11 protein-coding genes are annotated in these 12,129 nt (G+C 63.2%); all 11 read right to left on the bottom strand.

Annotated features, from left to right (window positions below; genetic code table 11):
- Window positions 1-13: 13 nt before the first annotated feature.
- Entirely contained in the window at window positions 14-727 is a 714-nt protein-coding gene (locus P0D73_RS11760; protein WP_408181683.1) for a phosphoribosylanthranilate isomerase, read from the bottom strand.
- Complete coding sequence (gene truA / locus P0D73_RS11765; RefSeq protein WP_132383628.1) at window positions 724-1,536, bottom strand: tRNA pseudouridine(38-40) synthase TruA; 813 nt, start codon at window positions 1,534-1,536, stop codon at window positions 724-726. Before truA ends, P0D73_RS11760 begins: the two co-directional genes overlap by 4 nt.
- A complete protein-coding gene (locus tag P0D73_RS11770; protein ID WP_408431441.1) occupies window positions 1,533-4,253 on the bottom strand; it encodes a FimV C-terminal domain-containing protein in 2,721 nt (906 codons plus the stop codon). Before P0D73_RS11770 ends, truA begins: the two co-directional genes overlap by 4 nt.
- A gap of 139 nt (window positions 4,254-4,392) precedes the next feature.
- Window positions 4,393-5,514 (bottom strand): aspartate-semialdehyde dehydrogenase, encoded by a 1,122-nt coding sequence (gene asd / locus P0D73_RS11775; protein WP_408431443.1) that lies wholly within the window; start codon window positions 5,512-5,514, stop codon window positions 4,393-4,395.
- Between the two features lie 371 nt (window positions 5,515-5,885).
- Window positions 5,886-6,953 carry a 3-isopropylmalate dehydrogenase gene (gene leuB, locus P0D73_RS11780; RefSeq protein WP_106313336.1) on the bottom strand — a complete coding sequence of 356 codons (1,068 nt, stop codon included), beginning with the start codon at window positions 6,951-6,953 and terminating at the stop codon, window positions 5,886-5,888.
- 151 nt (window positions 6,954-7,104) lie between these two features.
- Complete coding sequence (gene leuD / locus P0D73_RS11785; RefSeq protein WP_132383622.1) at window positions 7,105-7,758, bottom strand: 3-isopropylmalate dehydratase small subunit; 654 nt, start codon at window positions 7,756-7,758, stop codon at window positions 7,105-7,107.
- Between the two features lie 86 nt (window positions 7,759-7,844).
- Window positions 7,845-8,003: an entericidin A/B family lipoprotein gene (locus P0D73_RS11790; protein WP_408181688.1), complete on the bottom strand. Its 159-nt coding sequence runs from the start codon at window positions 8,001-8,003 to the stop codon at window positions 7,845-7,847.
- Between the two features lie 6 nt (window positions 8,004-8,009).
- Window positions 8,010-9,419 (bottom strand): 3-isopropylmalate dehydratase large subunit, encoded by a 1,410-nt coding sequence (gene leuC / locus P0D73_RS11795; protein WP_132383618.1) that lies wholly within the window; start codon window positions 9,417-9,419, stop codon window positions 8,010-8,012.
- A gap of 326 nt (window positions 9,420-9,745) precedes the next feature.
- Window positions 9,746-11,047: a citrate synthase gene (gene gltA / locus P0D73_RS11800; RefSeq protein ID WP_132383616.1), complete on the bottom strand. Its 1,302-nt coding sequence runs from the start codon at window positions 11,045-11,047 to the stop codon at window positions 9,746-9,748.
- A 100-nt stretch (window positions 11,048-11,147) separates the two neighbouring features.
- Window positions 11,148-11,420: an FAD assembly factor SdhE gene (locus tag P0D73_RS11805; RefSeq protein WP_132383615.1), complete on the bottom strand. Its 273-nt coding sequence runs from the start codon at window positions 11,418-11,420 to the stop codon at window positions 11,148-11,150.
- A gap of 1 nt (window position 11,421) precedes the next feature.
- Window positions 11,422-12,126, bottom strand: a complete 705-nt coding sequence (locus P0D73_RS11810; RefSeq protein ID WP_408177684.1) for a succinate dehydrogenase iron-sulfur subunit — start codon at window positions 12,124-12,126, stop codon at window positions 11,422-11,424.
- Between the last annotated feature and the right edge of the window lie 3 nt (window positions 12,127-12,129).

A 12,129-nucleotide genomic window follows, 5' to 3' on the forward strand; every position in this document is an offset into this window, starting at 1 on the left:
CGCCGCGCCGGAATCATTCGGCGTCCGCTGCGCGCACAGCGCGTACGAACGCCGCCATCCGGGCGTGATCTTTCACGCCCTTGGCGCCCGGCGTTTCGATGCCGCTCGAGACATCGACCGCGTACGGGCGCACGCGATGGATCGCATCACTGACGTTTTGCGCGTTCAACCCACCACTCAAAACGGCCCGACGCGCGAGCTCTGCTGGAATAAGTGACCAATCGAAGACCTTCCCGCCGCCGCCGTATCCTTCGACATGGGTGTCGAACAGAAGGCCGCTGGCTGCTGAATAGCTAAGAGCCGATTTTACCAAATCGGCGGGCTGAGTATCCGCCGCAACGCGCAACGCGCGCAACCAAGGCAAACCCGCAACGCCGGCAAGCGATTCGCACTGTTCCGGCGTCTCGTCGCCGTGAAACTGCAACAGCGTGAGGCCGACGTTGCTCGCGACCTCGCGGATCCAGTCCGGCGTGGCGTTGACGAACAAGCCGACCACCGACAGGAACGGCGGCACGTCGTGCACCAGTTCGACCGCCTGCGCGACGCTGACCGAGCGCGGGCTCGGCGGGTAGAACACGAGGCCGATCGCGTCGGCGCCGAGGTCGATGGCATGGGACACGTCTTCCGGCTTGGACAGGCCGCACAGCTTGATGCGCGTGCGATGCGGCGCCGCCTGCTGCTGCGCGCCGGCGTGGGATTCGTTCGCGAGGGTTTCGGTTGCTTTCATGTTTGGGCTTGCTCGGTCCATACGGTACTCCACGGCACGCTGCCTGTCTGCGGCGCGGGCACGGCGAATTGCTCAGGATAGCCCACCTGCGCCAGATACAAGCCGTCGGGCATGAAGGTCGGCGCGGCGAAATCGCGATCACGGCTCGCGAGCACCTCGGCCATCCATTCGACCGGGCGACGGCCACGGCCGATGTAGACGAGACAGCCCATCAGGTTACGCACCATATGATGCAGGAAGGCGTTCGCCCGAAAACGGAAATGGACGAAGTCGCCCTGCTCCCGTACGTCGATCTGATACAGATGCTTGACCGGCGTTTTCGCCTGACATTGCGACGAACGGAACGCCGAAAAATCGTGCTCGCCGATCAGATGAGCCGCGGCCGCCCGCATCGCGCCGACGTCGAGCGCCGTATGCACCCAACCGGCCCGCGTCGCCAGCATCGGCGAGCGCACCGGATGAACGTACAGCACATAGTAATAGGTCCGCTCGAACGCCGAGAAACGCGCGTGGAACTCGTCGGGCATCGGCTTGGCCCACTGGATCGAGATGGTCTTCGGCAGGAACGAATTGGTGCCACGAACCCAGGACACGTCGGCGCGATCGAGTTCTGTGTCGAAGTGCACGACCTGGCCGAGACCATGCACCCCTGTATCCGTGCGGCCCGCGACGACGGTTTGCACCGGCGTCTGCGCGAACTCGCGCAGCGCCCGTTCGAGCTCGTCCTGAACGGTGTTGCGGTGCGGTTGCGACTGCCAACCGCAGAATGCCGAACCGTCGTACTGGACGCCCAGAGCAATACGCTTCACGACAACGGGGCGAGCGTCGAGAGCAACGCGCGGGCCTCGGTGCGCGTACCCGGATCGTTCGTCTCGATCACTTCGTTGATGAGCGCGCGCGCGCCGGACAGATCGCCGAGTTCGATGTACTCGGCCGCCAGTTCGAGCTTGTTGCGAGCGATGCGGCCGAGATCGTTCTGCGTGAACGCCGGCAACGGCTGGGCCGGGCTCGGCGGCAATTCGAGGTCGAAATCGAGCTTCAACGCGCCGAAGCCGGATGCGCCGAAGCCCGTACCTAAACCCGCACCCAGGCCCGCGACGGCCGCGTGGCCTGCGGTGCCGGCGGTGATTTCGTCGGCGATATGCGGCGCGTCGTCGTCCGGCTGGGGTAACGGCGCGGCATGTTTCGCCGTGAATTCCGGCGATGCCACCGGTTGGGTCGACAGTGAGGCGGGCACTTGCAGGGCGTCTGCGGACGACTCGACGCGCGGGGGCAACGGCATGTCGAGGCTGCCGAACGCATCGACGGCGTCGCGCGGGAATTCGGCCGGCACGGCTGCGGGCGCGGACTGGGGTTGCGCTAGCGGTTCTTCAGGCTCGAGCTTCGGTGCGGCATTGGATGGTGCCGTTTGGGCCGATTGGTGCGGTTCATACGACGGTTCGGTGTGCGCTTGCTGCGTCTCACCCGCCAGCGGCGCGGTCGGCACCGGTGCGTCGCTGTACGGCTGGCCGAACGCCGAAATCGTGTGCGGCTCGACGGAAGGTTCCTGCGGCACAGCCGGCACGTCGTCCCATTGCAGACGATGGGCAGGTTCCTCGTGCAGGAAGGCTTCGTTGACGGGTTCGAGCGGCGCCAGCGGCAACGCCTCGGCGCCGAGTTCCGCAGCGGCGGCAAGGCTCGCGGCCGTGGTCGCGCTATCGAAGTCGTCGTGGTGCGGAGCCGGGAGAGGTTCGGGAGTGAAGCCACTCTGAGCGGATGGAGCGGTGTTCGAATCCAATTGCGCGGGTTCGACGGACGCGGGTGTTACGTCGCGCTCTTGCGAGATGTGGTCGGGTAAGGAGAAGGTTGCGTGGCCTGCGGGATGTTGTTCCGCTACACGTTCTGCGATTGCGCGTTCTGTTGCTGCGCGCTCTGCCGCTGCTTGCTCCGCTGCCGTGCGTTCCGCCGCTGCGCGCTCAGCCTCTGCTCGCTCCGCTGCCATGCGTTCCGCCGCTGCGCGCTCAGCCTCTGCTCGCTCCGCTGCCGTGCGTTCCGCCGCTGCGCGCTCTGCCTCTGCTTGCTCCGCTGCCGCACGTTCCGCCGCTGCGCGCTCTGCCTCTGCTTGCTCCGCCGCCGCGCGTTCCGCCGCAGCACGCTCTGCCGCAGCCCGTTCTTCAGCCACACGTTCCGCCGCCGCTTTCTCCGCCGCCTCGCGCGCAGCCGCCCGACGAATCTCCGCGTCGCGCTCCGCCGCCACACGCTCCGCCATTTCACGCGCCGCCGCGTCACCTTCGGCAGCTTCACGTTCCGCAGCCGCCAGCGCCGCCGCATTTCCCACGGCCGCATCATCGCCGGCGTCCGACGCTTCGCGCACCGGAACCTGCTCGCGCGTCGAAACGATGTCCTGCGGACCCGTTGCGCGCGCGGACACCGCCGCATCGCCATCCGTCGACGCAGCTTCCGCCGCCGCACGTTCGCGCTTACGCCGGCCCATACGCAACGCCGCCAGCAGCGCCACCAGCGCCGCGCCGACCGCCGCCGCCACACTCAACTCCGTCTGCGACATGCCGGCATCATTCGACGTCGATGCCACCGGCGTAGCGCCATGACTCGGCACAGCCGCCACTGAGGACACGCCAGCTGCCGGCTGCGCGACATTGTTCGACGCGGTGCCCGTAGCAGGCGGGGTCCCGCCGATGCCATGCTTCTGCAACTCCATCAGCACGCGATTCTTCAGCGCGAGCAATTGCTGCAAGCTCGACACCTGCGCGCGCGGTTGCGACGCCGGCTGCGCGGCGGTCGTCGCCGGAGTCGTTCCCGCACCAGCCGCGGATGCGCCTTCAGCGGCCTCGCTAGCCGAGGGCTGAATCGAACCGGTCCACTCATGGGTGCCGCTGGCCGGCAGTGCCGCCGCCTGCGATCCCGCGACCGGCGCCGATGAAGCCGTGCCACCAGGCGCCACCGAGCTTGCCTCAGTGGCCGCACTGGCCATCGCCGAAACAGCAGGCGCGGCCGCCGTCGCCGCGCGAGCCGCAGCGCTTGCTGCGCTTGCCGCCGCCGCGTTGACCTGCGCTGCAGCACTCGCCGCGTCGGTCGCCGACGCTGCATTCGACGTGGAAGCAGGCGCAGCCGCGGAAGCCGCCGTCGCAACACCCGCCGCCGACGCAGCCAGCGCGCCCGACGCATCCAACACGGGCACCGTCAGCACCGCGCCCAGCCGCAACCGGCTCGGGTCGTGGCTCATGAAGGCATTCGGGTTCGCATCGAACAATGCGCGCGAGGCGCGCGCGAGCGTCGCTTTGTCGTGCGACTGCGTGACGGCAATCGCCACGTCGTTCAGCGACTGCCCGGGCCGTACCGTCACTTGACCGCCGTTCGCGTACGAAACGGAGGCGGCGTCCGGCGCGCTCGCGGCATCGCCCGGCGCGGCGAGCGCGCTGCCCATGCCGGCACCCGCCAGCGCGAGAGCCGCAGCCGTGGCAGCGGCCAATCGGCCCGCACCTCGATGAATGAACATAGCCCGAAGGGATGAGAGTCGAAGGTTCATCGGGACTCCTGGCGCGTCAGCGCGCAGCCCTTTTTTGCGGTTGGAAAGAGACAAGATAATCGGAGCACACAATGAAAAAAGCGCCGCGCAAGCGCGACGCTTCTTGAGTTTTCTACGCGTCGTGAGCGCGTAGTTTACTTTACTTGTCGAGCACAATGCGAAGCATGCGACGCAGCGGTTCCGCCGCGCCCCACAACAACTGATCGCCGACCGTGAAAGCCGACAGATATTCGCCGCCCATCGCCAGTTTGCGCACGCGGCCGACCGGCACCGTCAGCGTACCCGTCACCACCGCCGGGGACAGATCGCGCATCGACGCTTCACGCTCGTTCGGCACGACCTTGACCCAGTCGTTGCCCGACGCGAGGATGCTGTTCACTTCGTCGAGCGGCACGTCCTTGTTCAGCTTGATGGTCAGTGCCTGCGAGTGGCAGCGCATTGCGCCGATGCGCACGCACAGGCCGTCGACCGGAATCGAACCCGGCGTGCCCATGGCGGGCTTGCCGAGAATCTTGTTGGTTTCCGCGCCGCCCTTCCACTCTTCCTTCGACATGCCGTTGCCGAGATCCTTGTCGATCCACGGAATCAGCGAGCCGGCGAGCGGCACGCCGAAGTTGTCGGTCGGCATACGGTCACTGTTCATCGCGCTCAGCACGCGGCGGTCGATGTCGAGAATCGCCGACGACGGATCCGCCAGGTCTTCCTTCGCCGCACCGTACAGCGTGCCCATTTGCTGCAGCAGTTCGCGCATGTTTTGCGCGCCCGCGCCCGAAGCGGCCTGATAAGTCATAGCCGTCATCCAGTCGACGAGGTTTTCGCGGAACAGGCCGCCGAGCGCCATCAGCATCAGGCTAACGGTGCAATTGCCGCCGATGAAGTTCTTCTGGCCCTTGACCAGCGCGTTCTTGATCACGTCGAGGTTGACCGGATCGAGAATGATGACCGCGTCGCCCTTCATGCGCAGCGACGACGCCGCGTCGATCCAGTAGCCGTTCCAGCCCGCGGCGCGCAGCTTCGGGAACACCTCGTTCGTGTAGTCGCCGCCCTGGCACGAGATGATCGCTTCGCACTTCTTCAGGTCGTCGATGCTTGTCGCATCTTTGAGCTTGGTCTCGTTTTTGGCGAACGACGGCGCGTTGCCGCCCGCGTTGCTGGTGCTGAAAAACACCGGTTCGATAAGATCGAAATCGCCTTCCTGCTGCATGCGTTGCATCAGGACGCTGCCGACCATGCCGCGCCAACCTACGAGACCTACGTTCATGACTTCATACCCTTCGAATGGAAACTTCCCCGCATCTTTGCCCGCAGTGACCGCGCGGGGAAGATGAGCGGGCACGACGGACGATCAGCGCTTCGTGATCGTTTTCGGGGTAATCGTTTTAATGGAAGCTTTGGCGGTAATGGCGAGCTCAACCACACGGGCCGTTTTGCCGTGCAGTGTCGAAATCGAGGAGATTTGAGCTGTGTGCGCCATCGCTACAATATACACGAAAACCGGAATCCGGCGACGTCAATGTCCGCCGCTGCCGTCCGTATTGCGCGCGAATCGACCTCTTTCGAGGCCAATTCGCGTTTTAAAGGCCGTTTGTCGACCTGACTGCCACTTGACTTGCCTGCATTACTTGCCTGCTTTTACAGCGCTGCAACGACCGCGTCGCCCATCGCGACGGTGCCGACCTGCTTGCAACCCGGCGTGAGAATGTCGCCGGTGCGATAGCCTTGTTCGAGCACCTTTTTCACGGCGTTTTCGATACGATCGGCCTGCTCCGCCTTGTTCAGCGAATAGCGCAGCATCATGGCCGCCGACAGAATCGTGGCGAGCGGATTCGCGACGCCCTTGCCGGCAATGTCCGGTGCCGAACCATGCGACGGCTCGTACAAGCCCTTGTTGTCCTTGTCGAGCGAGGCGGACGGTAGCATGCCGATCGAACCCGTCAGCATGGCCGCTTCGTCGGAGAGAATGTCGCCGAACATGTTGCCGGTGACGACCACGTCGAACGCCTTCGGCGCCTTCACCAGCTGCATCGCGGCGTTGTCGACGTACATGTGCGACAACTCGACGTCAGCATATTCCTTCGACACGTCGATCATCACGTCGCGCCAGAACTGCGAGGTTTCGAGCACATTGGCCTTGTCCACGCTCGTCAGCTTCTTCTGACGCTTTTGCGCCGCCTGAAACGCGACGTGCGCAATGCGGCGCACTTCGGGCTCCGAGTAACGCATCGTGTCGAAGCCTTCCTTCGCGCCTTCGAACAGCCCGTCCGGCGACGAACGCACGCCGCGCGGCGCGCCGAAATAGATGTCGCCGTTCAGTTCACGCACGATCAGGATGTCGAGGCCCGAGACGATCTCTTCCTTCAACGACGACGCGCCGGTGAGTTGCGGATAGCAGATCGCCGGACGGAAGTTCGCGAACAGTTGCAGGTGCTTGCGCAGACCCAGAATGGCCTGCTCCGGGCGCAGCGCGCGTTCGAGCGAGTCGTATTTCCAGTCGCCGACGGCGCCGAACAGGATCGCGTCGGCTTCTTTCGCCAGCGCCAGCGTCGAGTCGGGCAGCGGGTGGCCCTTCGCTTCGTAGCCCGCGCCGCCAACCGGCGCTTCTTCGAGTTCGAACTTTTCGCCGAGTACATTCAGGACCTTGACGGCTTCCTTGACGATTTCGGGACCGATGCCGTCGCCCGGCAAGACTGCGATCTTCATGCGAATTCCTTGATGTTTGCTTCGAGAGTGAGAGTGCCCCCAGACCTGTCGCTTCGCGTCAGGCCCCCCGCGGGGGGCAAGAAAACTTGGGGCGCCCCGACGTTTTCTTGCGAGCTTGAATCAACGAGCGGGCCTCAGAGACCCTACGCGCTTAACCGACGATGCGGTGATTCAGCCAAGGCTGCTTCGTAATGCGCTCTGCTTCGAACTGGCGAATCTTGTCCGCGTGACGCAGCGTGAGGCCGATGTCGTCGAAGCCGTTCAGCAGGCAGTACTTGCGGAACGCCGCGACTTCGAACGGATATTCGGTGCCGCCGTCCGACGTGCGCACGACTTGCGCCTCGAGATCGACTGTCAGCTTGAAACCGTTGAACGCATACGTCTCGTTGAACAGGTGATCCACTTGCTGTTCGGTCAGCACGATCGGCAACACGCCGTTCTTGAAGCAGTTGTTATAGAAAATGTCGGCGAAACTCGGCGCGATCAGCGCGCGAAAGCCGTATTGCTCCAACGCCCAGGGTGCGTGCTCGCGCGAGCTGCCGCAACCGAAATTCTTGCGCGCCAGCAGCACCGAAGCGCCCTGATAGCGCGGCTGGTTCAACACGAAATCCGGATTCAGCGGACGCTTCGAATTGTCCTGACCCGGCTCGCCGTGGTCGAGGTAGCGCCATTCGTCGAACGCGTTCGGACCGAAACCCGTGCGCTTGATCGACTTCAGGAATTGCTTCGGAATGATCGCGTCCGTGTCGACGTTCTCGCGATCGAGCGGCGCCACGACGCCGGTGTGTACGATGAATTTATCCATGACGCTTGCGCCTGTTTCAAGACCGGGCGATGCGCGCGGCGGCCGGAAAGCCGCTCGGCGCATGGCCGGCAAAAATCAAAAACCGCTTATTTATCAGCGTGGTTGCTGATCGAATTGCCGAGGTGCGACATGTCCTCGCCGAATCCGTGCACCGTGTTGCAACCGGCCAGACCAAGCAACAGCCCAGCCAGGGAACCGAGCGCGAAGCGGCGCAATAGAGTGGTGCGACTCATGTTCTTCATCATGCGTGTTTATCCAAGCTTGCGAATATCGACGAAATGCCCTTCGATGGCCGCAGCCGCAGCCATCGCGGGGCTCACGAGGTGGGTACGGCCACCGGCGCCCTGACGACCTTCGAAATTACGATTCGACGTGGACGCGCAACGTTCGCCCGGATCCAGCCGGTCGGCGTTCATGGCGAGACACATCGAGCAACCCGGTTCACGCCATTCGAAACCGGCATCGGTAAAGACCTTGTCGAGGCCTTCACGTTCCGCCTGTGCCTTCACGAGACCCGAACCCGGCACTACCATGGCCAGACGGATGTTCGGCGCCACGCGGCGGCCCAGCTTCTTCACGACGTAAGCCGCGGCGCGAATGTCTTCAATGCGCGCGTTGGTGCACGACCCGATGAAGATTTTATCCGGCTTGATCGACTCGATCGGCGCGTTCGGTTCGAGCGCCATGTATTTCAGCGCGCGCTCCATGGCGTCGCGCTTGACCGGGTCTTTCTCGCGGTCCGGATCCGGCACGCGGCCGTCCACGGCCGTGACCATTTCCGGCGACGTGCCCCACGTGACTTGCGGCACGATCTCCGCTGCGTTCAGTTCGACCACGCGATCGAACTGTGCGCCTTCGTCCGACTTGAATTGCTTCCAGTATTCGACCGCGTGATCCCACTCCACGCCTTCCGGCGAGAACGGGCGGCCCTTCAGGTATTCGACCGTAGTATCGTCGACCGCGACCATGCCGGCTCGCGCGCCTGCTTCGATCGCCATGTTGCAAACCGTCATGCGGCCTTCCATGGAGAGCGCGCGAATCGTCGAACCGCCGAATTCGATCGCGTAGCCGGTGCCGCCTGCCGTGCCGATCTTGCCGATGATGGCGAGCACGATGTCTTTCGCGGTGCAACCGCGCGGCAGTTGCCCTTCGACTCGGACCAGCATGTTCTTGCTCTTCTTCTGCAAGAGCGTTTGCGTGGCCAGCACGTGTTCGACTTCCGACGTGCCGATGCCATGCGCCAGCGCGCCGAACGCGCCGTGCGTGGACGTGTGCGAGTCGCCGCAGACGATCGTCATGCCGGGCAGCGTAGCGCCCTGCTCCGGCCCGATGATGTGCACGATGCCCTGACGCAGATCGTTCATCTTGAACTGCGTGATGCCGTAAGCGTCGCAGTTCGAATCGAGCGTGTCGACTTGCAGCTTGGAAACCGGATCGGCGATGCCGTGGCTGCGGTCCGTGGTCGGGACGTTGTGGTCCGAGACCGCCAGGTTCGCGCTGATGCGCCACACCGGACGCTCAGCCAGCTTCAGACCTTCGAACGCCTGAGGGCTGGTGACTTCGTGCAGCAGGTGACGGTCGATGTAGAGAATCGTCGTACCGTCTTCTTCCGTGTGGACCACGTGTGTGTTCCACAATTTGTCGTAGAGAGTCTGTGCCATGGTATGCGGGGTAGTATTGACTGCGGGCTGACCGTGTCGGTCGATTATGCCACGCAGCGCCCCGCCTGGGCCGCTCAACTAGGGAGAAAACCGATAAAAAACAGGGAGTTGGGTGGTAGTGTCGATACCTGTATTGGCGTTACCCGGCAAGAGCGCACCCGTCCCCCGCCTGCTGCACTGCCGCGCAAATGCATGCTCAGTGCGCGGGACAAGAAGCTGTAAACAAAACGCCCCGACGGAAAACCCGTCGGGGCGTCTTTATCAGCAGACTCCGTCCTGACTCGCAGCGCACGCAGCCACTACGAATTAAGCGGACTCAAACCTGATCAACGTTGCGCGATCGGCTTGGCTTCACGTTGCGTGTCGCCGATGAACAGCTGACGCGGACGGCCAATCTTCTGTTCCGGATCGGCGATCATTTCGTTCCACTGCGCGATCCAGCCGACCGTACGTGCCATCGCGAAGATACACGTGAACATCGAGGTCGGGATGCCCAGCGCGCGCTGCACGATGCCCGAGTAGAAGTCGACGTTCGGGTACAGTTTGCGCGACACAAAGTATTCGTCTTCCAGTGCGATCTTTTCCAGTGCCATGGCCAGCTTGAACAGCGGGTCGTCGTGCAGGCCCAGCTCTTCCAGCACTTCGTGGCAGGTTTCGCGCATCAGCTTCGCACGCGGATCGTAGTTCTTGTAGACGCGGTGACCGAAGCCCATCAGCTTCACGCCCGAGTTCTTGTCCTTCACCTGCTTGATGAACTCAGGAATGTTGTCGACCGAGCCGATTTCTTCCAGCATGTTCAGTGCGGCTTCGTTCGCACCGCCGTGCGCCGGGCCCCACAGACACGCGATACCCGCTGCGATACACGCGAACGGATTCGCGCCCGACGAACCGGCGAGACGCACGGTCGAGGTCGACGCATTCTGCTCGTGGTCCGCATGCAGGATCAGGATACGGTCGAGCGCGCGCACCAGCACGTCGTTGACCTTGTACTCTTCGCACGGGTTCGAGAACATCATGTGCATGAAGTTCGCGCTGTACGACAGGTCGTTCTTCGGGTACGCAAACGGCTGGCCGATGCTGTACTTGTACGCCATCGCCACCAGCGTCGGCAGCTTCGCAATCATGCGAATGGCCGACACTTCACGGTGACGCGGATTGTTGATGTCGAGCGAGTCGTGATAGAACGCCGACAGCGCGCCGACTGCGGCGACCAGAATCGCCATCGGGTGCGCGTCGCGACGGAAACCACGGAAGAAGAAGTGCATTTGCTCATGCACCATCGTGTGGTTCGTGACCGTCTTCACGAATTCAGCATTTTGCTGTGCGTTCGGCAGTTCGCCCTTCAGCAGCAAATAGCAGGTTTCGAGGAAGTCGGCGTTTTGCGCGAGGTTGTCGATCGGGTAGCCGCGATACAGCAGCTCGCCCTTGTCGCCGTCGATGTACGTGATCGCCGAATTGCAAGCCGCCGTCGACATGAAGCCCGGGTCGTACGTGAACTTGCCGGTCTGGCCGTACAGTTTGCGGATGTCGATCACGTCCGGGCCGAGAGTGCCCTTGTAAATCGGCATTTCAACGCTCGGCGAATTGTCGCTGAACGATAGCGTGGCTTTAACATCTGACGGGGTCATAGCACATCCTCAATCGAAGTATGGAAACAGGGTTTCGATAATTGCACGCCTGGGACAACGGACAAGCGCGGACAAGCAGCGCTCAAGCCGGTCATGCCGGTCAGGCATTACGCAGCAGCTCCAGCACCCGGATCACATCCGGGTCGGCAAGGTCGCCTTCCGGTTCCTTGCGCACGAGCAGCAAGTCCATCAGGTCGTTATCGCTCAGCTCGAGCAGCCGTGTAAGTGCGCCCACGTCAGCATCGCTGAGGTCATGCTCATATCGGCCGAAAAAACGTTCAAAGATCAGATCGTTTTCCAGCAGGCCCCGCCGCGCGCGCCAGCGAAGGCGCGCGCGGCGGAGAGGGTCGGACTGATGCGATGTTGATTCCATCTCAGACCGCGCGGCGAACCATCAATTCCTTGATCTTGCCAATTGCCTTGGTCGGGTTCAGGCCCTTCGGGCAAACGTCGACGCAATTCATGATGGTATGGCAACGGAACAGACGGTACGGATCTTCCAGGTTGTCGAGGCGTTCGCCCGTCGCTTCGTCGCGGCTATCCGCGATGAAGCGATAGGCTTGCAACAGGCCTGCCGGGCCGACGAACTTGTCCGGATTCCACCAGAAGCTCGGGCACGAAGTCGAGCAGCTGGCGCACAGAATACATTCGTACAGGCCGTCGAGCTCGTCGCGTTCTTCCGGCGACTGCAGACGTTCCTTTTCCGGCGGCGGCGTATCGTTGATCAGGTACGGCTTGATCGAGTGATACTGGTTGAAGAACTGCGTGAAATCGCAGATCAGGTCGCGCACGACGGGCAGGCCCGGCAGCGGACGCAGCACGATCTTTTGCGGCAGGTCGTTCAGGTTCGTGAGGCACGCCAGACCGTTCTTGCCGTTGATGTTCATTGCGTCCGAACCGCACACGCCTTCACGGCACGAGCGGCGGAACGACAGTGTTTCGTCGACAGCCTTCAGCTTGATGAGCGCGTCGAGCAGCATGCGTTCGTGCGAGTCGATCTCGATCTCGTACGTTTGCATGCGCGGCGCTGCGTCCTTGTCCGGGTCGTAGCGGTAAATTTCAAATGTACGCTTTGCCATTTC

It is taken from the genome of Paraburkholderia sp. RL18-101-BIB-B (assembly GCF_046026985.1).
Taxonomy (GTDB): domain Bacteria; phylum Pseudomonadota; class Gammaproteobacteria; order Burkholderiales; family Burkholderiaceae; genus Paraburkholderia.